This window comes from Streptomyces sp. XH2 (assembly GCF_049725035.1).
GTDB classification, from domain to species: Bacteria; Actinomycetota; Actinomycetes; order Streptomycetales; family Streptomycetaceae; genus Streptomyces; species Streptomyces roseoverticillatus.
On record NZ_JBMMMZ010000017.1, the window covers coordinates 159,788 to 184,780 of the forward strand.

Sequence of the window (24,993 nt, forward strand, 5' to 3'; positions counted from 1 at the left end):
AGACGCCATGACCGTCCTACCGGTGATCAACCTGGAAGACGCCCTCGACGGGAACGAGGAGAAGGTCGCCGACGAGATCTCCCGGGCCTGCACCGAGGTCGGGTTCTTCATCGTCCGCGGCCACGGAATCGGCAAGAAGGTCTTCGACGACGCCTACGAGCTCTCCCTCGGCTTCTTCGGCCGGCCCGCGGCCGAGAAGGACGCCCTGCCGATGCGCACGAGCACGGCCCGCGGCGACAACGACTACAGCCCGTACGGCTACAGCGCGCTGCTGTCGGAGAACGCCTACGCCTACACCGGCAAGCAGGGCATGCCCGCCGACTACGTCGAGAAGTTCAGCGTCGGCCGCCTCGTCCTCGACGACGCCGAGGACCTGCCCTTCCCCGCCGACGAGTCCGGGAGCGCGCTGCGCGCCGCGCTGAAGGCCTACTTCGCCGCGTGCGAGACCGTCTCCGCGCGGGTGACCGAGCTGCTGACGATCGCCCTGGAACTGCCGCGCGACTTCTTCGCCACCCGCACCGACCGCTCCAACGACTCGCTGCGCTCGCAGTACTACCCGGGTGTGCAGCGGGAGTTCCTCAACGACCAGGGCATGGGCGAGCACACCGACGGCACGCTCATCACCCTCCTCACCGAGGACGGCCCCGGGCTGCAGCTGCGCGACCTGTCCGGCAACTGGATCGACGTCGACGTCCCCGAGCGCGACCACTTCATCGTCAACATCGGCGACCTGATGGCGCGCTGGTCCAACGACGAGTACGTCTCCACACCGCACCGCGTGCGGCTCGTGGACCGCCCGCGCCAGTCGATCGTCTTCTTCAAGCTGGCCAACGACGACGCGGTCATCGAGGCCTTCCCGAAGTTCACCCGGGAGCGCCCCGCGACGTACGAGCCCATCCGCTACGAGACGTTCTCGCTGCAGAAGATGGACGCGCTCTTCGGACGGGAGGCCCGCTCGTGAAGGTCGACCCGTGCCTGTTCTACGTCCCGGCGTCCCGCGTGGACACCCTCCTCAAGAACGTGCCCCGGGACTCGATCGCGCTCGTGCTCGACCTGGAGGACTCCGTCCCCAAGGAGGCCAAGCCCACCGCCCGCGAGCGGCTCGGCACCGTCGACCTGACCGGGACGGGGCTCACCGGGGTCTCCATGCGCGTCAACAGCATCGAGACCCCCGACGGCCTGCTCGACATCCAGACCATCCTGGCCCTCGGCGGGCGGATCGGCGGCCTGCCCCTGCAGACGGTGCTGGTGCCCAAGGTCGCCGCCGGCCGCGACGTCGCCATCTACCGGTCGCTGCTGTCCCGCCTGGACGACCCGCCCGAGATCTGCAGCTTCATCGAGACGCTGGACGCCGTCGAGAACGCCTTCGACATCGCCGCGGCCAGCGAGGGACTCTGCTTCGGGCAGGCCGACCTGGTCGCGGAGATGTGGGCCCAGGACGAGGCCTACCTCGCCCACGCGCGGTCCCGGATGTGCGTGGCCGCCTCCCGCTACGGCCTGCCGGTCATCGACACCAACTCCTTCGAGCTGTGGGACATGGACCTGGTCCGGGCCCAGTGCGAGGCCTCGAAGCGGTGCGGCTTCACCGGCAAGGCCGCCATCCACCCCAAGCAGGTCGACACGATCGTCGAGACGTTCAGCGTCCCCGCGGCGGAGCTGGACGACTACCGGCAGACGATCAAGGACTACGAGGCGAACGAACGCGGCTTCGCCGTCAGCAAGGACAGGGTGCTTGCGCCGCCCTTCGTCCTGCGGGCCCGGCGCATGCTCGAGCTGCACGACGGCATCGCCCGCCCGATCCGCTGACCCACCGAACCTACGCCGGCCCCGGCCCCGTACGGCCGGACCGGCACCCGTGGAGGACATAGTGAGCACCCCGATGACGGACGTCGCGAACCAGGCCATGGTCGACGTCTCCGCCTACCCCGTAGAGCTGGCCGACGGCCGCTTCGCCGGCGTCCCCGGCGAGCTCGTCGCGCGCCTCGTGGAGCTGGTCGCCGACGGCGCCGGCCTGGCCGTCTGCCACGGCGCGAGCACCCTGCTCGCCCGGCACGGCCTGGACATCCACGAGGAGGCCGACGCCGCCGCCGCGCGCGACTACTTCGAGGCCGTCTTCCGCGCCTTCGCCGCGACGGTCGACCCCACCCCGTACTCGCCGCTGCCCATGGGCTACGACCAGGTCGCGAGCATGGACGTGGACGGCTTCAACAAGAACACCAGCTTCACGCCCAACTCGGACCACACCGAGTCGCGCGAGTTCCTGACCACCAAGTGCGTCCACTTCGACTCCGCCACGACGTTCATCGGCAACGTCTACGGCCCCAACACGAACATCGAGGGCGGCCTGCCGATCGTCTGCGACACCCGCGCGTACTGCCGCGAGAACGGCGTCGACCCGGCCGACCTGATCGAGCTCATGCCGCACAGCTACAACGTCGCGGTCAAGCAGGAGCACACCGAGGCCGTCCTCGCCCGCCACGCGGTCGCCGTGGACGTCGACCTCAAGGACGACATGGTCATGGTCGTCCTCAACAACGAGGTCGACGGCGGCCTGGCGCACGCCGGCTCCACGCCGCGCCTGGCCGACCCGGCGAAGCCCGGCAAGCGCCCGCTGCGCCACATCGAGCTGCAGTTCACCGACGGCGAGAACCTCAACAACTGGTACCGCCACTACCGCCTGGACATCCCCGAGGTGAAGGTCGAGGTGCCGGACCTGGACACCCCGGACCACAACCGCTACCACCGTGGTGTGGACACCGCCCTCGCGGCCCAGAGCCCCGCCGCGTCCGGCAAGTGAGGCACGCCATGTCACTGCTGCACCGGCCGGACGCCCCGGCCATGAGCCCCGCCGACGAGGCCGAACTGGCGGCGCTGCTCGACCTGCTGGACGCCGACGAGTGGCCCGAGGACCTCTTCGAGGGCCGCACGTTCTACGACCAGTGGGGCACCCCGGTGGCGGCGGACGTCCGGGTCACCGAGCGCGAGGCGGGCGGCGTGCCCGCGTACGTGCTGACCCCGCCGGACGCCGACCCCGCGCGGATCGGGATCTGGCTGCACGGCGGCGGCTACGTGTTCGGCTCGCAGACCAGCCACGGCAGCATGGTCGCCGAGGCCGCGCGCAGCGCCGGCTGCGCGTTCCTGCACCCGCAGTACCGCAGGGCCCCGGAGCACAAGTTCCCGGCGCCCGTCGAGGACGCGGTGGCCGTCTACGCGGCCCTGCTGGACGAGGGGCGGGCGCCGGAGCAGATCGTCATGGCCGGCGACTCCGCCGGCGGCGGCCTGCTGCTCGCGGCCCTGCTCGCCGCCCGGGACCGCGGGCTGCCGATGCCCGCGGCCGCCGCCGTCGTCTCGCCCTGGACGGACCTGGCCGGCACGGGGGAGACCTTCACGACGAAGGAGGACATCGACCCGCTGCTGTCCCGGTCGGTGGTCGACGACGTCGCCGAGGCCTACCTCGACGGAACCGCCCCCGAGACCCCGTACGCCTCCCCGCACTACGGCGACCCCCACGGCTTCCCGCCGGTGCTCATCCAGGTCGGCGAGCGGGAGATGCTGCACAGCGACTCCGAGCGGTTCGCCGCCAAGCTCGCCGCCGCCGGCTCCCCGGTCTCCATCGAGGTCTGGCCGGGCATGGTCCACGTCTGGCACCTGCACCACTCGCGCCTGGCCAAGGCCCGCGAGGCGCTCGCGCGCCTGGGCGCCTTCCTGCGCGAGCCCGGCACGGCGGCGCCCCGCGAGGGCGCACGGAACGAGGGAAACTCATGAGCGACGGCACCGTGACCGGCCCGGAGGCCGAGACGGTGATGGGACCGCACCGGTTCCGGAACAACCAGCGCATGGTCCCGGCCGGCGAGGCGGCGTGGAAGCTCGCGGGGGACCACGGGATGCTCGACATCCGCGTCGACGCCACGAACGGCCAGAACCGGCTGCGCGACGTCCGCACCGGGCACGAGTTCCTCAACCTCTCCTCCTGCTCCTACCTCGGCCTGAACAGCCACCCGACCGTCGTCGAGGCCGGCGTCGCGGCCCTGCGGGAGGAGCAGATCACGGGGCTGGCCATGGCCGAGTTCCGGATCCGCCTGGAGGCCGCGCACCGCCTGGAGGAGGAGCTCGCCGGCCTGTTCGGCGGGCCCGTGCTGCCGTCGATCTCCTGCGGCGTGACCAGCGCCGCCGTGCTGCCGCTGCTGGCCTCGGGACACCTCACCGACAGCGAGCCGCTGGTCATGGTGTTCGACCGGTTCGCGCACTTCTCCATGAACTTCGTCAAGCCGGTCGTCGCCGACGAGACGATGGTGCTGACCAGCCCGCACAACGACATGCAGTTCCTCGAGGACGTGTGCCGGAAGTACCCGCGCGTGGCCTACGTGTGCGAGGGCGCGTACTCCACCGGCGGCCTCGCCGACCTGGAGGGCATCAAGTCCCTGCAGGAGAAGTACGGGATGTACGTCTACCTGGACGACTCGCACGCCCTCTCCACGCAGGGCCCGAACGGCGAGGGCTACGCCCGCTCGGTCTTCCGCGAGCTCGACGAACGCACCATGATCGTCGCCTCGACCGCCAAGGCCTTCGGCAGCACCGGCGGCATCGCCATGCTCGGCTCGTCCAGCGTCTTCGACTTCCTCTACCGCTCCGGCCCGATGGGCTGGTCCCAGGGGATGCGCACCGGCGCCATCGGCACGACCCTGGGCAGCATCGCCGTCCACCGCTCCCCGGAGCTCGGCGTGCGCCAGCGCCAACTGGCCGAGAACATCGCCACCTTCGACCGGCGCATGAAGGGCCGCGACGTGCGCGGCACCGGATCGCACATCAAGTTCGTCACGGTCGGCGAGAACGAGAAGGCGGTGCGGCTCTCCACCGAGCTCTACCGGCGCGGCTACTACTGCTCGGCGATGTTCTTCCCGGTCGTGCCGCGCGGTCAGGCCGGCGTCCGGCTGATGCTCCGCGGCGACATGACCACCGCCATGACGGAGGACTTCGTCACCGTCCTCGAAGACGTCCTGGACGACGTGCTGGACGGGGCCGCATGACGGACTGCATGCGGATGGCGGACCGCACGGCGGCGACCGCGGCTCCGGGGGCCGGCCCCGAGCCGTCCACGGCGCTCGTGCGGTCCCTGGCCGGGGCCATGCGCGACGCGCTGCGCAGCGGCGCCGTCGGCCGGATGCTGGTCCCGCCGCGGGAGACCGTCGAGGACGCGGCGGGCGCGAAGTTCATCTCGATGCCCGCCGTGTCCCCCGACCACGACCTCTACGTCAACAAGGTCGCGACGATCGTGTCGTCCCCCGTGCCGGGCCGCCGCGCGACCGTCACCTCGGTCGTGCCCGTGTTCTCCGCCTCCACCGGTCGCTTCCTCGGCACCCTGGACGGCGACACCGTCACCAACCTCAAGTGCGCCGCCGTGACGGCCCTGGTGACGGACCGGTGCGCAGCGCCCGACAGCCGCGTCCTGGGCATCATCGGCTCCGGCGTCCAGGCCCGCCAGCAGTTCCTCGGCGTGTCCGCGGTGCGCGACCTCGCCGAGGTCCGGGTCTGGTCCCGCGACCCGGCCCGCGCCGCGGACTTCGCCCGCGACATCGAGGAGACCGCGGCCGCCGCGGGCCGGAAGACCGACGTGGTCGTGGCCGGGTCGGCCGGGCAGGCCGCCCGGGGCGCCGACATCCTGTCGACGGCGACCACTTCGGTCCGCCCGCTGCCGATCCCGGACGGGCTGCCCGCCCACGTGCACATCAACTGCATGGGGGCCCACACCACCGAGTCGCGCGAGGTGTCCGCCGAGCTGCTCCGCAGCAACGTGGTGATCGTCGAGGACCTGCGCACCGCGCTCGCCGAGGCCGGCGAGAGCCACGCCGGGGCGATCGAGCTCGACGCCCTCTTCGCCCCGGGCGCCGAGGAGTTCGCGCAGCAGGGGACGATCTTCGCCTCGACCGGGTGCGCGTATCTTGATTTGATCACTTGTGCCCATCTGGCAGGGCGCGACGACTTCGAGGGTTTCCGGCTGACGGGTGCTGCCCCGTGACCGCCGGTACGCCCCCGACCAAGGGAGGGAATCGCATGGCAAGCAAGGCGAACCGGGCGAACATCGGGCGCGAGGAGATCTCGGGCGCCCACGACGCGCGGATCCCGCAGAAGTTCCTCGACCTGATGGCGACCGGCTGGCGCGAGGAGGAGGACCTCGACCTCACCCCGGTCCCGCACGTCAAGCACCTCGCCCGCCGCCGGGACCAGCTGTCCGCGGCCTTCCCGGGCGACACCCTCGTGATCCCCACGGGCAGCCACCGCTCGCGCACCTTCGGCGCCCCCTTCGAGTTCCGGGCCGGCAGCGACTTCCTGTGGCTGACGGGCGATCAGGAGCCGCACGCCGTCCTGGTCATGCACGCGACGGCCACCGGCCACGACGCCGTCCTCTACGTACAGCCCCGCCTGAACCACACGGCCGGCGCCGACTACCTGGACCGGATGGACGGCGAGATCTGGCACGGCCGGCGCCTCTCCCCGCAGGAGAAGTCCGCCATCCTCGGCATCGCCACGCGCCCTCTGGGCGAACTGCCCGCGGTGCTCGCGTCGCTGGCGACCTCCGACCGCGTGCGCGTCCTGCGCGGCTACGACACGCACATCGACGGCGGGATGGAGCGCGGCGCGCTGCCCGTCACGCCCGAGAACACCGAGCGCGACGCCATGCTCGCCAGCGTCCTCTCCGAGCTGCGGCTGGAGAAGGACGAGTGGGAGATCGCCCAGCTGCAGGAGGCGGTCGACGCCACCATCCTCGGCTTCGAGGACATCGCCCGCCGCCTGCGCCCCGACGCCCCGACCCCCGAGCGGTACATCGAGGGCATCATGACCTGGCGCGCGCGCATCGCCGGCAACAGCCTCGGCTACAGCTCCATCGCCGCCGGCGGCCCCCGCTCCACGATCCTGCACTGGTCGCACAACAACGCCGTCGTCGAGCCCGGCCAGATCCTGCTCATGGACATGGGCATCGAGAACAACAACGGCTACACCGCGGACGTCACCCGCGTCCTGCCGGTCTCCGGCACGTTCAGCAAGGCCCAGCGCGACGTGTACGACATCGTGCACGCCTCGCGGACCGCGGGCCTCGCCAAGATGGCCCCCGGCACCGCCTTCACCGAGATCCAGGCCACCTGCAACCGCGTGCTCGCTGAGGGCCTGAGCAGCCTCGGCATCCTCAAGGGCAGCGTGGAGGAGGCGATGGACCCGGCGTCGATCGCGTACCGCCGCTGGTCGCTGCACGGCTTCGGGCACATGCTCGGCCTGGACGTCCACGACTGCGGGCACGCCCGCCCGGAGTACTACGGCGGCGGCGTCCTGCGCGAGAACCACGTCCTGACCATGGAGCCCGGCCTCTACCTGCAGCCGCACGACGAGCTGGTGCCCGAGGAACTGCGCGGCATCGGCGTGCGGATCGAGGACGACGTCCTGATCACCGCCACGGGCAACACCCTGCTGACCGCGGCGCTGCCGACCGAGTCGCACGAGGTCGAGTCCTGGCTCGCCGCCCAGCGCGAGGCGGGTCCGCGGGAGCCGGGCCTCGATGGCAACTGACGACGCCGGCGCGGCACTCGCGGCGGACCCTGCGGCAGCGGTGGACCCCGCTGCCGCGGTGCGGTCCGCCGCCGAGGCGGAGTTCGACGCCCTGACCGGCCGGCTGGGCATCGACGTCCCGGCCGACCTCAAGGGCGGTGTCCTGGCCGGCTACCGGGGGCTGCGGGAGATGACCGTGCTGCTGCGCGGCGTGGACACCGGCCACCGCGGCCGGCCGGGCGGCCGGGACAACCGTACGGGCAACGACGAGGAGAGACCGGGTGCCTGACATGCCCTCGGCTCGGCAGGCAACGGCACTGCACGAGCTGTCCGTTCCCGAGGCGGGAGCGCTCCTGCGGTCGGGTGAGCTCACCTCGGTCGAGCTCACCCGGCACGCCCTCGACCGGATCGCGCGGCTCGACCCCGCGCTGCACGCCTTCATCCTCGTCACGGAGCGGACCGCACTGGAGCGGGCCGAAGCGGCCGACCGCGACCTGCGGGCCGGCACCGACCGCGGTCCGATGCACGGGATCCCGTACGCGCTGAAGGACATCTTCGACGCGGAAGGGGTCCCCACCACGAACGCCTCGTGGCTGCGGACCGACGACGTGGCCCGCACGGACAGCACGGTGGAGCGCCGCCTGCGCGCCGGGGGCGCGGTCGGGCTGGGCAAGCTGACCACGTTCGAGTTCGCGGTCGGCGGCCCCAGCTTCGACCTGCCCGTCCCGCCCGCCCGCAACCCGTGGAGCGAGGAGCACGTGCCCAGCGGCTCCTCGTCGGGTTCGGGCGCGGCGGTCGCCGCGGGGCTGACCCGCGTCACCATCGGCTCCGACACCAGCGGCTCCACCCGGGGGCCGGCGTTCCACTGCGGCGCGGTCGGCCTCAAGCCGACGTACGGGCGGGTGTCCGGCCACGGCGCCCAGACCCTGTCGCGGACGCTGGACCACTTCGGGCCGCTGACCTGGACCGTCGCCGACGCGGCCGCCGCGCTGCAGGTGATCGCCGGCGCCGACCCGGCCGACCCGCGCACCGCGGGCGCCCCGGTGGACGACTGGACCGCGGCCCTGGGCCGCGGGGTCGCCGGGCTGCGCGTGGCCACCTCGCCGGGCTGGTACGCCGACGACCCCCTGACGATGCCGGAGATCACCACCGGCATCGAGCGGGCGCTCGGCGTGCTCGGCGGCCACGGCGCGGCGGTCGAGGAGGTCACGCTGCCGCCCTACGACGTGTTCAACGCGTGCGGCCGCGTCGTCTTCGCGGCGGAGGCGTTCGCCGTCCACCAGGACGACCTGCGCGACCGGCCGCGCTCGTTCGGGCGCTACACGTACCAGCGGGTCATGCCCGGAGCCGGGATCGCGGCGGCCGACTACCTGCGCGCCATGGACGTGCGGCAGTGGCTGAAGCGGCGGCTCGACGAGACCGTGTTCGACCGCCACGACGTCCTGGTGACCGTGTGCGGCCAGACCACCGCGGCGCGCTGGAGCGACTTCCCCGAGAACTGGCCGCCGCCCAAGCTCGCCAACGACATGCAGACGATCCCCTTCAGCGTCACCGGCCATCCCGCGCTGTCGCTGCCGATCGGGTTCGCCGCGGACGGGCTGCCCATCGGTCTGCAGATCGTGGGGCGGGCGCACGACGAGGCCACCGTGTTCCGCGTGGCCGAGGTGCTGGAGGCGGAACTGGGGGAGCGGCACCGCCGTCCGCGACCGCAGGACAACGACGACGCCGGGGGGAACCGATGAGTGCTGTGACCGAAGCGGCTCTGGCGACCGACTACGCGTCGGGCGCGCTCAGCAAGGACACACCGGAGGAGTTCGAGCGGCTGCAGCTGCTCCAGGCGTGGGGCGATCCCGACACCCGCACCGTGCTGCGAAAGCTCGGGCTCGGCCGCGACTGGCAGTGCCTGGAGATCGGGGCGGGCGCCGGCTCCGTCGCGCGCTGGACCGCCGACCAGTGCCCGGACGGCTCCGTCCTCGCGGTCGACATGGACACCCGGTACCTGGTCGACACCGACCGCCCCAACCTCGAATGGCGCACCGGCGACATCCGCGAGCTGGACTTCGCGCCCGGCTCGTTCGACCTGGTGCACTCGCGGTTCACCTTCTGCCACCTGCCCGAGCGCGAGCAACTGGTCGCCAGGGCCGTGCGGTGGCTGAAGCCCGGCGGCCGGCTCGCGCTCGGCGAGCCCCTGCTCATGCCGGCGGCGGGCTCGGTGCACGAGCCGGTCCGCCGCTTCTTCGGCGCCCTGGAGACGGGCTGGGCCGCCCAGGGCTCCGACATGCACCGGTGGGCGCAGACGCTCCCGTCCCAGCTGGCGCGCGCCGGCCTGCGCGACGTCGAGGTCCTGACGCGGGCGAACCGCCTCGGCGAGCGCGGCCCCTACGGTGCGCTGGCCGCCGCCAACATCCGGCAGGAGGGCGCGTACCTCGTCGGCACCGGCCTCCTGACCCAGGCCGACGTCGACGCGGTCACCGACCTGTGCGCGGACCCCGGCTTCACCGACATCCGTTCGATCACGGTGTACGCGTGGGGCCGCAAGCCCGCCGGGGCAGAGGGAGGGTCGTGACGGAGCCGAAGCCGGCGGGGGCCGCCCTCGGCGGGCCGGCGGCGGCCGGGGACCGGGCGGGCCCCTCCCCGCTCGCCTGGCGCGCCGTCCTCGGCTGCATCATCGCCGCCGCCATGACCGTCCTGGACCTGGCCATGACCAGCACCGTGCTGGGCAGCATCCAGGAGACCATGGGCGAGCCGCTCGCCAAGGGCGCCCTCGTGATCTCGGCGTACGCGACCGCCGAGCTGATCACCCTCTCGCTGAGCGCCTTCCTCACCCGGGTGTTCCCCGCACGGACCTATCTCGTCCTCCTCGTGTGCCTGTTCGTGGCCGGCGCGCTGCTGTCCGCCTGCGCGTGGAGCTTCGAGAGCCTGCTCGTGGCGCGCGTCGTGCAGGGCGCGGCGAGCGGGGCGATCATGCCGTTCGCGTACTACGCGATCGTGGTGCTCCTGCCGGGCGACAAGCACCCGAAGGCGATCTCGACGTTCTCGATCCTGGTCACCGGCTCGTACGTCCTCGCCCCCGTCCTGTGCATCACCCTGGGGGAGTGGATCAGCTGGCGCGCGCTGTACTGCGTGGCCGCGCCGGCCGGCGCGCTCGGGCTGTGGCTCGCCCTGCCCGGGCTGCGGCACATGCGCACGGACGCCTCCCCGCTCGGCCGCAAGGTGAACGCCGTGGGCGTCGCCGCGGCCGTGGTGGGCCTGGGCTGCACGCAGTACGCACTGGACACCGGCCAGGAGCGCCGTTGGTTCTCCTCCGCGGTCGTGACCCTCGCCGTGGGCGCGGCGCTCGTCGCCGCCGTCCTGTTCGTGGTGACGGAGCTGCGGAGCCGCCACCCGCTCGTCGACCTGCGGCTGCTGCGGCTGCGGCCGTTCCTGACCAGCTGCGTGTTCAACGTCGTCGGCGGCGTGGCCGTGTACTCCAGCTACGTCCTGATCCCCGTCTACCTGACCACGCTCGGCTTCTCCGCCGCCGACATCGCCACCGTCTCGCTCTACGGCGGCACCGTGCAGCTCGCCATCGCGCTCGGCCTGCCGCTCCTCCTGCGCCGCATCGACACCTACCTCGTGTCCTGCACGGGCGCCCTCATGTTCGCGACGGCCGCGCTGCTGCCCTTCCTCGCCGGTTCCTCACCGCCCTACGTCGTGATCGTCATCGCGCTGATGTGCCGCTCCGTCGGCTCCGGCCTGCTGCTCGCCGCGCTCGGCCTGATGGCCACCCGTGCGCTGAGCGCCCATCAGGCGGCATCCGGCTCACTGCTGTTCAACATGGCGCGCAGCCTGGGCGGATCGGTCGGAGCCGCGGGCTGCGCGGCGTTCCTGACGATCCGGGAGGCCTACCACGCGGCCGCCACCGGCCCGGACGGTGCGGACGACGCGGGCCGCAGCCTCGCCCTGCACGACGTGTTCGCCGTGGCGTTCGCGATCCTCCTGCTGCTCGCGCTCTCCCTGGTCGCCGGCTACGCACTCCGCCGGATCCGGGAACGGCGCGCGGCCCTCACCACCGATGGGTGATCTCCGTGTTCGCTGAAGACAACCGGGCGTTCCTCGCCGGGCAGTACGACGTACGCCGATCGCCGGAACGCGCGCTCGCGGCGCAGGCGGGCAATCAGCTCCTGAGCGACGTGGGCATGAAGGTCCCCATGCTGCCCTGCCACTTCCGCATCGCCGCGGCGGAGCACGCGGCCCTGGAGCGGGCCACCCGCCTGCTGGCGGACGCCCAGGACAAGGTGCTCGCCCACCTCTGCGCCACCCTGACCGCCGACGAGCTCGTGGCCATGTTCGAGGTCCGGCCGGAGATGGCGGCCCACGTCGACTGGCCGGCGCTGCCCTCGTCCGGACTGCGCATGCTGCGCGCCGACATCATCCCCACCGACACCGGCTACTGGTTCTGCGAGCTCAACCACTTCTCCGGCGTCGGCGGGGGAGAGGCCTACCACGCCGCCCACCTGCACGCCGAGGTCCTCGGCCGGCCGGTGACCGGCATCTCCCCGTTCCGGCAGCTCGCCCTGCAGTACGTGGCGGAGTGCCGGCGCGCCGGCCTCACCCGCATCGTCGTCCTCGACACGCCGGGGCACCGGGCGCAGGGGTACGGGCAGCACCTGCTGCTCCAGCAGTACGTCCGCCTCCTGGCGGCCGACATCGAGCTCGCGTACCACGACGAACTCACCTACCCCGCACAGTGGCTGGAGCCCGCCGAGGCCGGCCGCACCCTGGTCCACCGCCTCGTCACGTTCGACGACACCACGGACAACGGCGCGTTCCTGGCCCGGCTGCGGGCCTGCGGGGCCACGCTCTCCTGCATGTTCGAGGCCGAACTGAAGATGCACCGCCGCTGGTTCGCCCTCCTCTGCGACCCGGCCCACCACCACCTGCTCACCGCGGAGGAGCTGGCGGCCGTCGAGCAGTACGTGCCGCACACCGCCGTCGTCGGGCCCGGCGACATCGACGCGATGGTCGCGGACAAGGACCGCCTGGTGTTCAAGCGCAGCTACCTCTACGGCGGCAAGGGCGTCCTGGCCGGTGACCAGCACACCGCGGACGAACTGCGCGACCTGCTCACCCGCGACGACGCCACCTGGTACGCCCAGCGCCGCGTCCACGCCTCGACCGTCGGCCTGCCGGGCCCGGACGGCTCCCCGGTGCCGTACCACCTCGTCCTCGGGATGTACCTCTACGGGGACCGGACGAGCGGGCTGGTGGTGCGGGGCGCAGCGGACTCACCGGTGGTGAACGGTTCGCGCAGCGCGGGGATGACGTGGGCGTTCGTGGTGTAGCCGAGGGGCTTCGTCACGGACGTGACCGGGGCGGCTTCTTGGAAGCGCCCGCCCGGGAAGCACCTGCCCGGGTAGCGCCCGCCCGGGAAGCGACCACGACGTAGCCCACGGCGAGGGCCAGGCCGAGGATCCCGATCCCGGCGAAGCCGAGGATTTCGAGTACTCCGGCTCCGGCGGAAATCCCCCCGACGGAGCCCACGACCCCGGCCATCGTGCCCAGGATCCCCATGATGAGGGTCCGGTGGTTCCCGAAGAGCACGTGGGAAACGGGTGGATTGCCACCCGGCCCGCCGGCCGGAGCGTTTCGTTGCCGCATCGATCTGTGCCTCACTTCCAGTGCACTCGCCCGGGATCCTTCGGCGCCATGATCTTCGCATCAGGGCGCTCGGAGGCGTGCATGGCGGGGGTGTAGTAGAAGTCCAGGCCGGTGGCGACGACGGCGGCGGGGAATCCGAAGACCTTGCCGCCGAACTTTCCGGCCTTGTTCATCATCGTGGGCTTGCGGTGCCGCCCTCCGCCGCCGGAGGTCTCCATCAGCCACGCCTCCATGCCCGCCGCGTAGGCCGGCGTGCCTCCGATGAAATACGTCTTCGCGCTCTCCCAGTCCCGCTTCTGGATGCTGTCGGCACTGTTCATCCAGGACCGGTAGCCGAGGAACTCGGCGGCGGGCTTGATCGTGCCGTTGCCGAACTTGCCGTCCGACGCGTGCTCCATCTTGTACGCGATCTCCTGGTCGGAGAGCAGCTTGAGCGAGATCTTCTTGTCGCTCTCCCGGCCCTCCTCCCGCCGCATCTGCCGGGCGTCCGCGAGGCTGGTCGGAGCGGTGGGCAGAAAGCCGATGTCGTAGCTCTGCTTCATGCTCCGCAGCGCCCAGCTCAGCGTCTCGTCGGTCTCCCGGGCGTCTTCGACGGCCTGGCGCGTCCGCTCCTTGTAGGACCTGATGGAGGGCTCGTAGGCCTTGCGGAGGTGCTCCAGGTCCTCCGGCTTCACCTTCCCGGTGTCCACGCGGACGGAACCGTCGTCCGCGTTCAGGGTCAGGTGCTCGTGGCCGGCCAGTTCCGTGGCGATGTCGTCGAGCGCCTTCTTCGCGGAACGGAACGACTCCAGGCAGTTGTTGAGGAAGTCGTGGACGCTGTGCGCTTCCTGCTCCGCATTGGCCAGCTGGAAGGACAGGCCCGTGATGGCCGTGGACGCGGCCTGTGCCGATTCCCCCTGCCAGTCCGACTCCTGCAGCCCTTTGGCGACCTGGGTGCGGAAGGTCTCGCCCGCGCCATGGACGCGTTCGGGCAGTTTCCCCCAGGCGCCCACTGCGGAGGAGAGCTTCTCCAGATTCACGTGCCTGAGGTCCCGGTAGCTCAAGGACATGGTGCGGTGGTTCCCCCCGTACTCGTACTCGTACTCAGATGATGTCGCCGGGCTTGTACTTGTAAGCGGAGCGGGCGTCCTGCAGGTCCTTCTTCACCTGCTTGTCCGTGTGCCCGAACGAGTCGGCGGCCGCCCGCAGGGCCTTCGCCAGCCCTTCCCCGCCGATCTGCCCCGCCACGTAAGCGGCCCCCTTCTTCCAGGAATCGGCGAAGTCGCCGAACGCCCCGCTGGAAGCGAACCCCGTCAACGACCCCGAAGCGTCGGACGTCTTCGACACCGCGTCCTTGTGCGCTTCCCGGAATTCCTTGGCCGCCTTGTTCTCCGCCTTGTCCGCACGATCGCGCAGCAACGCGGCCGTCACGTGGAGCTTCCCCTTCCCTCCACCGCCGGCGCCGCCACCCGCACCGTCGAGCCGCATGCGCGGGGCGTGCTCGGCCTTGGCTTCGGCGACAAGCCGTCCCCATTCCTCCTCGAACGACATCCATACCCCCAAGTGATAGATACGCCCCCAAGCACGCTACCAACGTGGGGCCGAGGGGTATGTGACGTAGCCGTCACAGCGGCCGAAATCCCGTTAAGGCCCCGTCAAATGAGCTGCTCCGGCCCCTGGGGCCGGGGACCCGGCCTCCGTTCCCTCACCCGGATGGGCAACTCAACGACGCTGACCACTCCTTCGCAGGAGCGCGCCCCAACGGCGCGCCCGCTCCTGCCCAGTTGGGGACGTTTCTCTCCGCGCGCCCCCCAAACTGGACCAACTCCCCCTAGAGGCGGCAATCATCCACGATGTCACCGAAAGGTCGGGGAACCCCCCGTACCACGTCAACAGCCACCACTCGGAGGAGAACGTGACGTTCCTGAGGAACGCCGCAGCTGCCGCAGCGATCGCCGTCACGGCGGTCGCCGGCCTCGCCGCACCAGCCGGCGCCGACCCGGTGCCTAACATCGCCGAAGCCCAGGCGACCAGTACCGACGGACAGAGCAAGACCAGCACCGCCGGACTGGCGTCGTCGGCGACGGACACCCCGGTCCAGCGCGCATCGAGCTCCACCGAACGCGAGCTGGCCGCGAACTGCTGGAACGGCCGCACGGACGGCGGCCGCAACTTCTACATGACGTGCAACGGCACCTCGTACCACGTGTACGTGGACTGCACGGACGGCCGCCACCTGTTCCCGCAGGTCTTCTCGGGCCAGTGGGACTTCCGCCTGACCTGCCCCGCCGGGACGCGGGCCGTGTGGGGCGGCAGCTGGTAAAACACCGCATCGGCTGGGCGCCCCGCAGGACGCCCAGCCGATGGCCCCCCGGCGGCGCGAGCCCCGGGGGATATGACGGAGCCCCTCTCCTGGCGACAGGAGAGGGGCCGCGGGATCACTTCTTCCGGCGCTTGCGGGGCGCGGGAATGGCCGGCGCCTCGGTCTCGCGGGCGGCAGCGAAGAAGGGCGCCATGACCTCCTCGTACTGCTTCAGGGACTCGGACCCCAGGTCGATCTCGAGCCACTTGGGCACCTGGATTTCCCTGATCTCCGTCACCGGGGAGCCGTCCTCATCCACCTCCCCCGTCAGGTCCTCCATTTCCTCGGTCACCGTCACGGCGAACTTGACCGTGGTGAGATTGTCGGTCACCTCGGGCGCGAGGTCATCGAAATCGATCCGCTGAACGAAAATCGGCGTCGTGATCGTCTGACCACCGACCTCGATCGTCTTCACCCCTTCTTCCACGCCGGGCTGACCCTTGTGGGTTTCGTCTACCTCAATGAATTTGGTGCCCATGGACGGCGCCTCTCCTCTTTGCTGGTGTGCGAGTAAAGTCTAGAGGAGAAAGGGTTGTTGACGCCAATTCAGAGAGAGCTGACGTGTCGTCACGCAGACGTTGCCCGCTGTATCTCCGGTGACCGGATATGGAGACTCGGAGAAAGGCGCCTGATGTGCAAATGACCGGTTCAGGCGCCTTTCTTATGCCGCTAGAAGAAGCCCAGCTTCTTCGGGGAGTAGCTCACGAGGAGATTCTTCGTCTGCTGGTAGTGGTCCAGCATCATTTTGTGGGTCTCGCGGCCTATGCCTGACTGTTTGTAGCCGCCGAAGGCGGCGTGGGCCGGGTAGGCGTGGTAGCAGTTGGTCCAGACGCGGCCGGCCTGGATGGCGCGGCCGGTGCGGTAGGCCGTGGTGCCGTTGCGGGTCCAGACGCCGGCGCCCAGGCCGTAGAGCGTGTCGTTGGCGATCGAGATCGCGTCGTCGAAGTCGGCGAAGGGCGTGACCGCCACTACCGGGCCGAAGATCTCCTCCTGGAAGACGCGCATGTCGTTGCGGCCTTCGAGGATCGTGGGCTGGACGTAGTAGCCGCCGGCCAGTTCGCCGCCGAGGTCGGCGCGGTGGCCGCCGGTGAGGGTGCGGGCGCCTTCCCGGCGGCCGATGTCGAGGTAGGAGAGGATCTTCTCCAGCTGGTCGTTGGAGGCCTGGGCGCCGATCATCGTGGCGGTGTCCAGGGGGTGGCCCGCGACGATCTGTTCGGTACGGGCGACGGCGGCTTCCACGAACGGCGCGTAGTGGCCCTGCTGGATCAGGGCCCGGGACGGGCAGGTGCAGACCTCGCCCTGGTTGAGGGCGAACATGGCGAAGCCTTCGAGGGCCTTGTCCAGGAAGTCGTCGTCCGCGGCGGAGACGTCGTCGAAGAAGATGTTCGGGCTCTTGCCGCCGAGTTCGAGGGTGACCGGCTTCAGGTTCTCCGAGGCGTACTGCATGATCAGGCGGCCCGTGGTCGTCTCCCCGGTGAAGGCGATCTTGGCCACGCGGGGGCTCGACGCCAGGGGCTTGCCCGCCTCGGCGCCGAAGCCGTTGACGATGTTGACCACGCCCGGGGGGATGAGATCGGCCACCAGGTCCAGCCAGACGTGGATCGAGGCCGGAGTCTGCTCGGCCGGCTTCAGCACCACCGCGTTGCCCGCCGCGAGGGCCGGCGCGAGCTTCCACGCCGCCATCAGGATCGGGAAGTTCCACGGGATGATCTGGGCGACCACGCCCAGCGGCTCGTGGAAGTGGTACGCGACCGTGTCCGCGTCGATCTCCGACAGGCCGCCCTCCTGGGCGCGGATCGCGCCCGCGAAGTAGCGGAAGTGGTCGATCGCGAGCGGGATGTCGGCGGCGAGGGTCTCGCGGACGGGCTTGCCGTTCTCCCAGGACTCGGCGACCGCGAGCGCCTCCAGGTGCTGTTCCATGCGGTCGGCGATGCGGTTCAGCACGGCGGCCCGCTCGGCCACGGGGGTGCGGCCCCAGGCCGGGGCCGCCGCGTGCGCCGCGTCCAGGGCGCGTTCGACGTCCTCGGCGGTGCCCCGGGCGATCTCGGTGAAGGGCTGCCCGGTCACCGGCGTCGGGTTCTCGAAGTAGCCGCCCTGCTTGGGCGGTACGTATTCGCCGCCGATCCAGTGGTCGTAGCGCGGGCGGTACGAGACCACCGCGTCGGGGGAGCCGGGGCTGGCATAGCGAGGCATGGAGACGGTCGCCTTCCCTTCCGGTTTCCGGTTCGGTTCCGGTTCGCTGGTGCGGTTCGTCGCCGTCCGCTCTCGGCGCGGACAGTGACCGGCAGGACGCTAGAACCCGGGACGTTGCGCGAACGTTGCCTCGCCCGGACGCGTCCCCGGCCGCCTCTGCCCCCCCTGGCCCTCCCGCCGCGTACGTCTCCCGTAACCTCCGCGCCTCCGCCGCCACCCCGCCCCGCTGCGGCGCACTCACCGGCAGCGCCGCCAGCAGCCTCTCCCACACCTCCAGGTCCTCCTCGCCCCACGCGCTGTCCGCCCACAGCTGCAGCGCCCACGCGTCCCCGCAGCTCAGGACCGCCCGTCGCAGCCGCCCCTCCACCACCCGCCGCACCCGGCACACCCCCGGCGCCTCGGAGGAGGGCAGCAGCGGCCCGTCGTACGAGCGGAGCGCCCCGCGCACGTCGCCCGCCGCCAGCTCCCGCTCCACCCGCGAGACGTCCGTCTCGACAGGCGCGCACAGCCGGTACGGGCGCGAGCCGAGCAGCGGTCCCACCAGCCGCCGCAGCCGCGACAGCTCGGCGCGCAGCGTCACCGGCGGCACGGGGCGCTCCCCGTACAGCGCCGTCGCCAGCTGATCCCCGGTCAGCCCCTCCGGATGGGCGGCCAGCAGGACGAGGATCTCGCTGTGCCGCCGGCCCAGGTGCACCCGGCGGCCGTCCGCCGTCGCCAGGACCGCCTCGTCACGGCCGAGGGCCGAAAGCAACGGTCCCTGCCCGGCGCCGGCCGCCAGTCTCGCCTCGGCCGCCAGCGCGGTCGCCCGGACCAGCGCCAGGCTGTGCGGAGCGGCGAGCTGGTCGCCGCCGGTGAGGTCCACCGCGCCCAGCAGCCGCCCGGTCCGCGGGTCGTGCACGGGCGCCGCCGCGCACGTCCACGGCTGGACCGCGCGGTTGTAGTGCTCGGCGGCGAAGATCTGCACCGCGTGGTCGAGGGCGAGGGCCGTGCCGGGCGCGTTCGTGCCCGCGTGCCGCTCGTCCCAGCGGGCACCGGCGACGAAGTTCATGGCCTCGGCCCGGCTCCGTACGCCCCGGTGCCCCTCGACCCACAGCATCCGGCCGTACGCGTCGCAGACCGCGAGCAGGTGCGCCCCGTCGTCGGCGATCGTGCCGAGCAGCTCCCTGAAGAGCGGCATGACGGAGGCCAGCGGGTGCGACCGGCGGTACTCCTCCAGCTCCGCGCCGTCCAGCTCGACGGGCGCGAGGAAGTCGGCCGCAGGCAGCGCGGCCGCCGAGCGCCGCCACGAGCCGGCGACCACCGGGCGGACGCCCGCTCCCACCGTGCCCGTGGTCACGAACTCCTCGTGCGCGCCGCGGACCGTACGGCTGCGCTCGGCAGGGTCGTCGCCGGAGCCCATCGCCGGCCGGGAATCGGCCACCTGGTCCCTCCTCACGTGCGGTTCCGGGGCTTGCGGCGCGGGCCGCGCCGCCACGACGCTTCCCTTACCCATCGGACACGAACGGAAGAGACGAAGAAACAGTCATGCAGAAAGCGAAAGCGCAGAAAATCCTGCTCGACATCCTCGAGCGCACCGCCGCCGCCTACATCACTACCTTCCTCGGTCTCCTCCTCGCCGACGGGTTCGACCTCACCGACGTCTCCGCCCTCAAGGCCGCGGCCGTCGCCGCCCTGCCCGCCGCCCTCTCGGTGATCAAGGGCGCGATAGGCACCCGCTTCGGCGACAAGGGCAGCGCGGCCTGGCTGCCGGGCGGCGGTCGCGGCCGCAGCCGCAAGCCCCGCAAGACGGCAGAGGCCGCCAAGACGGCAGAGGCCGCCAAGACGGCAGAGGCCGCCAAGGCGACGGAGGCCGCCAAGACGGCAGAGGCCGCCAAGACGAGCGAGGCCACGAAGGCCACGGACAGCTCCGCCGGCACGACCGGAGGCTGATCGTTCACACGGGGTGTGAACCGCGCACCCGCGATCGCCCCCGCACACACGCTCCCGCGCCCGCCCGCACCGCGCTTGACTTGGTTCCGCGAGTCCCAATGGAGCGACGGGACCCCGGGCCGTCGGTCCTTCCCCCGAGCCGGCGACCCACCCGCCTCGTACCGCCGGGCGGACGGTACGGGGCGGGCCCGTGCGCCCGTGCGGGGGGTCGTACGGGCGTCAGTGCGCACCCCGCCGTCGCGCCGCGCGGCGCGGGTGCAACGATGTCCACGTCATGAGAGCAGGGCCGCAGCCGGAACAGGGACCGCGAGCGCTGCGAGCCGCGGTGTTCGCAGCGGTCTGTGTGCTGCTCGCTGCCCTGGGCCACGCGGTCATGTCCGGCACGACGGTCCCGTGGTGGGCCGTCGCCGTCGCGCTGTGCGGCACGGGCAGCGGAGCGTGGTTCCTCGCGGGCCGCGAGCGCGGACCGCTGCTGATCACGCTCGCCACCGTCGGCGCCCAGACCGGCCTGCACTTCTTCTTCGCCCTCGCGCAGAACGTCGCCGTGAACACGGCCCGGGCCGCCCGGCTGGGACTGGACCCGGGCATGCCCGTGGATCACCGTGCCATGACCTCCATGGGTGACATGACTTCCATGGGCGACATGACCTCCGCGGGTGACATGGCCGGCAACGCCATGGCCACGGGCATGGGCATGGGCATGGGTCACTCCATGTCCATGGGCATGGAGCACGGCGCCATGGCCTCCATGAGCGGCATGGCCGGCCACTCCATGTCCATGCACGCCGGCCACGGCGCCCTCGGCATGTGGTCCGCGCACGTCCTCGTCGCCGTCGTCTGCGGGATGTGGCTCGCCGGTGGCGAACAGGCAGCCTTCCGGGTCGCCCGCACCGTCCGCAGCAGCCTCTTCGTCCCGCTCCTCGTCGTCCTCGGCACCGTACCCGCGCCCTCCGGACCGCCGCGCGTCCGCGCCGGCCGGAGCCGCGCCGCGCAGCGCCTGCGGCAGCTGCTGTACGCGCATGTCCTCTCCCGACGTGGTCCGCCGGCCCGCGTCGCCGTCAGCTGACCGACGGCGACCTCCGGCACCACATCACGTCACCGGGCCCGCCCCGCTCACCGGGCTGCCCGGATCCCAGGAAGGACACAGGGCGATGACCCCTGCCCGTACGGGAGGCGTGCCACGCCGGCACACCGCTCCCGCCACCCCCACGGCCGCTTCGGCCGCCGCTGCCCCCTCGGCCCTCCCGGCCCCCTCAGCCCAGGTCGAACCGCGCCGCGAGAAGTCTCAGCCGGCGTGCCCGATCGCCCCACGCACGGCACTCGGCGCAGCCCAGCAGGTGCGCGTCGAGGGCCGCGCCGCTCACCCCCGGCGGCAGGTCCTCGCCGTCGACGCGGGCGGACAGGGCGGTACGGAACTCACTGCAATGCACCCCGCCATCGTCCCCGGTGCCGCTTTTGCCCCGTGCGGCACCCCCCGTGCGGGAGGCCGCCGTGCGTGACGACGAGACGGTGACCGCCTGGGCGCTGGCCGCCCGCGGCGGTGACGGCGAAGCCGTCGAGCGCTTCATCCGGGCCACGCAGAACGACGTGCGCCGCTACGTCGCACGGCTCAGCAACGACCCGCAGGGCGCGGACGACCTCGTCCAGGAGACGTACCTGCGGGCCCTGCGCTCGCTGCCCCGCTTCGAGGGCCGTTCGTCGGCCCGTACGTGGCTGCTGACGATCGCCCGCCGCACGGTGGTCGACCGGCTGCGCTTCAACGCGGCGCGCCCGCGTGTGTCGGACACCGACGACTGGCAGTCGGCGGCCGAGCGCGCCCAGACGGCGCAGCTGCCCGGCTTCGACGAGGGCGTGGCGCTGTCGCAGCTGCTGGACCGGCTCCCGTACGAGCGTCGCGAGGCGTTCGTACTCACCCAGATGCTGGGCCTGCCCTACGCGGAGGCGGCCGTCGTCGCGGGCTGCCCCGTCGGCACCGTGCGGTCGCGTGTCGCGCGGGCCCGCGAGTCGCTGATCTGCCAGCTGGAGACGGCGGAGCGGGACGCGGTGCGCGTACCGGTCGCGGCGTAGGCCCTTCCGGCGGACGGCGCGAACGGAACGCACTGGTTGCGGAAGCCGCGCATTCCGCCGGACTCTCGCCGCTCGGACTCTCGCCGCTCCATCGCCGCTGCGGTTCCGCGCCGTGACGGCGGGAACATTTCGCCGCTGCGGCGGTGCGCAAAGGTGAAGGGGGTGGCGGGCGCCTACCGCCCGCCACCCCCACCCGTCAGCGGCTGCCCGGCCGGACGACCTCCGCCGCCACCCGTACCGTCCCCGCCGCCCGGAAGCGCAGGACGACGGGCAGCCGGTCACCGGGCTTCAGCCGCGGCGGGGCCCACACCATGACGTCCAGGCCGTGCGGGGACATCTCCAGCGTGCCGCCGCCCGGCAGGGGAGCGGACCGCACCATCTCCATGTGGCCCGCGCCCTTCCGCACCACGGTGCGGCTGAGCATCGCGCCCCCGGCCGTGGGCGCGTCGACACCGATGAGCTCGTCGTCGGCGTCGCCCTCGTTCCGTACGCGGAAGAACGCGGCGGTGTCGTCCCGGCCGAGCGGCAGCAGCACCCGCGCCTCCTCGACCGTGACGGCCGGCGGCCGGACCGCCGCGCCCGAGGCCGTCCAGGCGCAGAGCCCGCCGAGGGCGACGGCGCCGGCGACGACCGGCACGAGCGCGGCGCGCCCGGCGGAGGCGAGGGTGGAGGGAACCGAGAGCTTCATGCGTCACCTCGCGAGGAGGCCGGGGCGGCAGCGCGCCGGCCGTGGGAACCGTGGGAACCGCGGGAACCAGGGGCCGTGGTGCCGCGCCGCGGGCCCCTGCCGGCCGCCGCCCGCGAGGGCACCGGCTGCCAGCCGCGCAGCCGCAGGCTGTTCGCGACCACCAGCACCGAGCTGACGGACATGGCCGCCGCCGCGACCATCGGGCTGAGCAGGCCCACCGCCGCCAGCGGCAGCGTGACCAGGTTGTAGCCGAACGCCCACGCGAGGTTGGCCCGTACCGTGGCGGACGTGCGCCGGGCCAGCCGGACGGCGTCGGCCAGGGCGCCCATGTCCTCGCGGACCAGGGTGACGTCCGCGGCGCCGATGGCCGCGTCCGTGCCGCCGCCCATCGCGATGCCGAGGTCCGCGCCGGCCAGCGCGGCCGTGTCGTTGACGCCGTCGCCGATGACGGCCACCCGGCGGCCCCGGGCGCGCAGCTCGCGGACGAGCGCGGCCTTGTCCTCGGGCGTGGCCCGCGCGTGCACCTCGGTGATGCCGAGTCCGGCGGCGACGGCCCGCGCGGCGCCCTCGCTGTCACCCGTCGCGAGGACGGGCCGCAGGCCGAGCCGCTTGAGGTGGTCGACGGCGCGGTACGAGCCGGAGCGGACGGTGTCGCCGAGGACGATCACGGCCTCGGGCGTGCCGTCGACGCGGACCAGGACCGCGGTGCGCCCGTCCCGCTCGGCGTCGCGCACGGCCGAGGCCAGCGCCTCGGGGAGCGGGGCCCCTGCCGGGGTGGTGCGGCCCTTCGTGCGGGGCGCGCGCTCCGCACGCTGCGGGCGTCCGGCCGCCGTGTCCGGGCGTACGACCTCCACGAGCCGTCCCTCGACCCGACCGGCGACGCCCTTGCCCGGGGTGGCGGTGAAATCAGTGACCTCCGGGAGACGCGGTGCGCGATCCGCGGCATCCGGCGCCTCCGGGGCTTCGGCTGCCGGAGCGCCCGTTCCTGCCGCCTTCGCCGACGGCGTCTCGGCCGCCACCGATGCCGCCGCAGTGGCAGCGGCAGCGGCAGCGGACGCCCCCGGCGTCTCCGCCGCCCGTGGCACTCCCGGCTCCGCACCCCCCGGCCCGGCCGTGCCCGCCGCGCCCCGCACGTACGCGCACACCGCGCGCCCCACGGGGTGCTCCGAACCGCGTTCGACCGCCGCGGCCAGCCGCAGCGCCTCCTCCGCGCCGAGGCCGCCCGGACGTGCCGTCACGCCCGTCACCGCCATCGAACCCGTCGTCAGCGTGCCCGTCTTGTCCAGGACGACCGTGTCCACGCGGCGCAGCCCCTCCAGCGCCTGCGGCCCGCTGACCAGGATGCCCAGGCCCGCGCCGCGGCCCGTCGCCGCCAGCAGGGCCGTGGGTGTGGCCAGCCCGAGCGCGCACGGACAGGCGACCACGAGGACCGCGACCGCGGCGGTGACCGCCGCCTGCGGCGAGGCGCCCGCGCCCAGCCAGAAGCCGAGCACCGTCACGGCGACGGCCAGCACCGCCGGCACGAAGACGCCGGCGACGGCGTCGGCCACGCGCTGCGCCTTCGCCTTGCCCGCCTGCGCCTCCTCCACCAGCTTCGCGATCCGGGCGAGCCGGGTGTCCGCGCCGACCGCCTCGGCCCGCACCTCCAGCAGCCCGCCGGAGTTGACGGCGCCGCCGACGACGGACGAGCCCGGACCGGCCTCCACGGGCGCGCTCTCGCCGGTCACCAGCGACAGGTCCAGCGCCGAACTGCCCGCGACGACGACGCCGTCGGTCGCGACGCGCTCACCGGGCCGGACGACGAAGCGGTCGCCGACCCGCAGCCGCTCGACGGGCACCCGGCGCTCCCTACCGTCCGCGTCCCGGACGAGCACGTCCTTCGCGGCGAGCGAGGCCAGGGCCCGCAGCGCCGACCCCGTGCTGTGCCGCGCCCGCGCCTCCAGCAGCCTGCCGATCAGCACGAACAGGGGGACGCCCACGACCGCTTCGAGGTACACGTCCGCCGTGCCGCCCGCCATCGAGGGCACCAGCGTGAACGGCATCCGCATGTCCGGCCGCCCCGCGCCGCCGAAGAACAGGGCGTACGCGGACCAGGAGTAGGAGGCGAGCACGCCGAGCGAGACGAGCGTGTCCATGGTCGCGGCCGAGTGCCGCAGCCCGCGCAGCGCCCGCTCGTGGAAGGGCCACGCGCCCCACACGGCGACCGGCGTCGCGAGCACGAAGCACAGCCACTGCCAGTTGCGGAACTGCAGGCCTGGCGCCATGGACAGGACGAGTACGGGTACGGACAGCAGTGCCGTGATCAGCAGCCGGGTGAGCGCGCCGGCGGTCATCCCGGCGTCCTCGCCCTTGCCGTCCTCCGGTTCGGAACCGGCCTCCGGCTCGGGCAGTGCCGCGGTGAACCCGGCGCCTTCGACGACCGCCATCAGCTCGGCCGCGGTGACCCCGGCGGGGTGGGAGACGCGGGCCCGGCCCGTGGCCAGGTTGACGGTCGCGCTGACGCCGTCCACCCTGCCCAGCTTCTTCTCCACGCGCGCGACGCAGGCGGCGCAGGTCATGCCGCCGACGATCAGCTCGGTGGTCGCGGTCGCGGTAG

23 protein-coding genes and 1 pseudogene are annotated in these 24,993 nt (G+C 72.7%); 16 read left to right on the forward strand and 8 right to left on the reverse strand.

The features are described 5' to 3' along the window. The first annotated feature begins 7 nt into the window (after window positions 1-7). The 12 genes from ACOTKD_RS32180 to ACOTKD_RS32235 all read left to right on the forward strand — a co-directional run bounded on the left by ACOTKD_RS32180 (window position 8) and on the right by ACOTKD_RS32235 (window position 12,863). Window positions 8-961, forward strand: coding sequence for an isopenicillin N synthase family dioxygenase (locus ACOTKD_RS32180; protein WP_424892524.1), 954 nt, complete (start codon window positions 8-10; stop codon window positions 959-961). Continuing rightward, window positions 958-1,806 (forward strand): HpcH/HpaI aldolase/citrate lyase family protein, encoded by an 849-nt coding sequence (locus ACOTKD_RS32185; protein WP_424892525.1) that lies wholly within the window; start codon window positions 958-960, stop codon window positions 1,804-1,806. The genes ACOTKD_RS32180 and ACOTKD_RS32185 overlap by 4 nt, the downstream gene beginning before the upstream one ends. A 61-nt stretch (window positions 1,807-1,867) precedes the next feature. Beyond that, a complete protein-coding gene (locus ACOTKD_RS32190) occupies window positions 1,868-2,797 on the forward strand; it encodes a hypothetical protein (RefSeq protein ID WP_424892526.1) in 930 nt (309 codons plus the stop codon). A gap of 8 nt (window positions 2,798-2,805) precedes the next feature. Beyond that, complete coding sequence (locus ACOTKD_RS32195) at window positions 2,806-3,765, forward strand: alpha/beta hydrolase (protein WP_424892527.1); 960 nt, start codon at window positions 2,806-2,808, stop codon at window positions 3,763-3,765. Next, the gene (locus ACOTKD_RS32200) at window positions 3,762-5,027 is read left to right on the forward strand and encodes an aminotransferase class I/II-fold pyridoxal phosphate-dependent enzyme (protein WP_424892528.1); all 1,266 of its coding nucleotides are present in this window, start codon (window positions 3,762-3,764) and stop codon (window positions 5,025-5,027) included. Before ACOTKD_RS32195 ends, ACOTKD_RS32200 begins: the two co-directional genes overlap by 4 nt. Beyond that, a complete protein-coding gene (locus tag ACOTKD_RS32205; RefSeq protein WP_424892529.1) occupies window positions 5,024-6,016 on the forward strand; it encodes an ornithine cyclodeaminase family protein in 993 nt (330 codons plus the stop codon). Before ACOTKD_RS32200 ends, ACOTKD_RS32205 begins: the two co-directional genes overlap by 4 nt. Before the next feature lie 35 nt (window positions 6,017-6,051). Further along, a complete protein-coding gene (locus ACOTKD_RS32210) occupies window positions 6,052-7,560 on the forward strand; it encodes an aminopeptidase P family protein (protein ID WP_424892530.1) in 1,509 nt (502 codons plus the stop codon). Further along, the gene (locus tag ACOTKD_RS32215) at window positions 7,550-7,828 is read left to right on the forward strand and encodes a hypothetical protein (protein ID WP_424892531.1); all 279 of its coding nucleotides are present in this window, start codon (window positions 7,550-7,552) and stop codon (window positions 7,826-7,828) included. Before ACOTKD_RS32210 ends, ACOTKD_RS32215 begins: the two co-directional genes overlap by 11 nt. A 1-nt stretch (window position 7,829) precedes the next feature. Then, window positions 7,830-9,281 carry an amidase gene (locus tag ACOTKD_RS32220; protein WP_424892604.1) on the forward strand — a complete coding sequence of 484 codons (1,452 nt, stop codon included), beginning with the start codon at window positions 7,830-7,832 and terminating at the stop codon, window positions 9,279-9,281. Beyond that, a complete protein-coding gene (locus tag ACOTKD_RS32225; RefSeq protein WP_424892532.1) occupies window positions 9,278-10,105 on the forward strand; it encodes a methyltransferase domain-containing protein in 828 nt (275 codons plus the stop codon). The genes ACOTKD_RS32220 and ACOTKD_RS32225 overlap by 4 nt, the downstream gene beginning before the upstream one ends. Next, on the forward strand, window positions 10,102-11,601 hold the full coding sequence (locus ACOTKD_RS32230) for an MFS transporter (protein WP_424892533.1): 1,500 nt from the start codon (window positions 10,102-10,104) through the stop codon (window positions 11,599-11,601). Before ACOTKD_RS32225 ends, ACOTKD_RS32230 begins: the two co-directional genes overlap by 4 nt. A gap of 5 nt (window positions 11,602-11,606) precedes the next feature. After that, a complete protein-coding gene (locus ACOTKD_RS32235) occupies window positions 11,607-12,863 on the forward strand; it encodes a hypothetical protein (protein WP_424892534.1) in 1,257 nt (418 codons plus the stop codon). A 327-nt stretch (window positions 12,864-13,190) separates the two neighbouring features. Here the strand turns inward: ACOTKD_RS32235 and ACOTKD_RS32240 are convergent, their stop codons facing one another. Then, a complete protein-coding gene (locus tag ACOTKD_RS32240; RefSeq protein ID WP_424892535.1) occupies window positions 13,191-14,228 on the reverse strand; it encodes a hypothetical protein in 1,038 nt (345 codons plus the stop codon). A gap of 34 nt (window positions 14,229-14,262) precedes the next feature. Beyond that, window positions 14,263-14,709 carry a hypothetical protein gene (locus ACOTKD_RS32245; protein ID WP_424892536.1) on the reverse strand — a complete coding sequence of 149 codons (447 nt, stop codon included), beginning with the start codon at window positions 14,707-14,709 and terminating at the stop codon, window positions 14,263-14,265. A 364-nt stretch (window positions 14,710-15,073) separates the two neighbouring features. Here ACOTKD_RS32245 and ACOTKD_RS32250 point away from each other — a divergent pair, with 364 nt between their 5' ends. Beyond that, window positions 15,074-15,481 (forward strand): hypothetical protein, encoded by a 408-nt coding sequence (locus ACOTKD_RS32250; protein WP_424892537.1) that lies wholly within the window; start codon window positions 15,074-15,076, stop codon window positions 15,479-15,481. Window positions 15,482-15,596: 115 nt separating this feature from the next. Here ACOTKD_RS32250 and ACOTKD_RS32255 read toward each other — a convergent pair whose 3' ends face one another. The 3 genes and pseudogenes from ACOTKD_RS32255 to ACOTKD_RS32265 form a co-directional block, all read right to left on the reverse strand. Next, window positions 15,597-15,998, reverse strand: a complete 402-nt coding sequence (locus ACOTKD_RS32255; RefSeq protein ID WP_424892538.1) for a hypothetical protein — start codon at window positions 15,996-15,998, stop codon at window positions 15,597-15,599. Window positions 15,999-16,189: 191 nt separating this feature from the next. Continuing rightward, window positions 16,190-17,713 (reverse strand): acetaldehyde dehydrogenase ExaC, encoded by a 1,524-nt coding sequence (exaC, locus tag ACOTKD_RS32260; protein ID WP_424892539.1) that lies wholly within the window; start codon window positions 17,711-17,713, stop codon window positions 16,190-16,192. A 172-nt stretch (window positions 17,714-17,885) separates the two neighbouring features. Next, window positions 17,886-19,112, reverse strand: a pseudogene (locus tag ACOTKD_RS32265) (GAF domain-containing protein); the annotation flags it as partial. Between the two features lie 125 nt (window positions 19,113-19,237). On the opposite strand from ACOTKD_RS32265, the gene ACOTKD_RS32270 reads away from it, so the two are divergent. Both ACOTKD_RS32270 and ACOTKD_RS32275 read left to right on the forward strand, forming a co-directional pair. Further along, window positions 19,238-19,642: a holin gene (locus ACOTKD_RS32270; RefSeq protein ID WP_424892540.1), complete on the forward strand. Its 405-nt coding sequence runs from the start codon at window positions 19,238-19,240 to the stop codon at window positions 19,640-19,642. A 274-nt stretch (window positions 19,643-19,916) separates the two neighbouring features. Further along, complete coding sequence (locus ACOTKD_RS32275) at window positions 19,917-20,708, forward strand: hypothetical protein (protein WP_424892541.1); 792 nt, start codon at window positions 19,917-19,919, stop codon at window positions 20,706-20,708. Window positions 20,709-20,895: 187 nt separating this feature from the next. Here ACOTKD_RS32275 and ACOTKD_RS32280 read toward each other — a convergent pair whose 3' ends face one another. Continuing rightward, window positions 20,896-21,072, reverse strand: a complete 177-nt coding sequence (locus ACOTKD_RS32280; protein WP_424892542.1) for a zf-HC2 domain-containing protein — start codon at window positions 21,070-21,072, stop codon at window positions 20,896-20,898. Between the two features lie 61 nt (window positions 21,073-21,133). Here ACOTKD_RS32280 and ACOTKD_RS32285 point away from each other — a divergent pair, with 61 nt between their 5' ends. Continuing rightward, entirely contained in the window at window positions 21,134-21,709 is a 576-nt protein-coding gene (locus ACOTKD_RS32285; protein WP_424892543.1) for a sigma-70 family RNA polymerase sigma factor, read from the forward strand. A gap of 196 nt (window positions 21,710-21,905) precedes the next feature. Here the strand turns inward: ACOTKD_RS32285 and ACOTKD_RS32290 are convergent, their stop codons facing one another. Further along, window positions 21,906-22,397, reverse strand: a complete 492-nt coding sequence (locus ACOTKD_RS32290; RefSeq protein ID WP_424892544.1) for a copper chaperone PCu(A)C — start codon at window positions 22,395-22,397, stop codon at window positions 21,906-21,908. After that, window positions 22,394-24,955 carry a heavy metal translocating P-type ATPase gene (locus ACOTKD_RS32295; protein ID WP_424892605.1) on the reverse strand — a complete coding sequence of 854 codons (2,562 nt, stop codon included), beginning with the start codon at window positions 24,953-24,955 and terminating at the stop codon, window positions 22,394-22,396. The genes ACOTKD_RS32290 and ACOTKD_RS32295 overlap by 4 nt, the downstream gene beginning before the upstream one ends. Window positions 24,956-24,993: the final 38 nt, after the last annotated feature.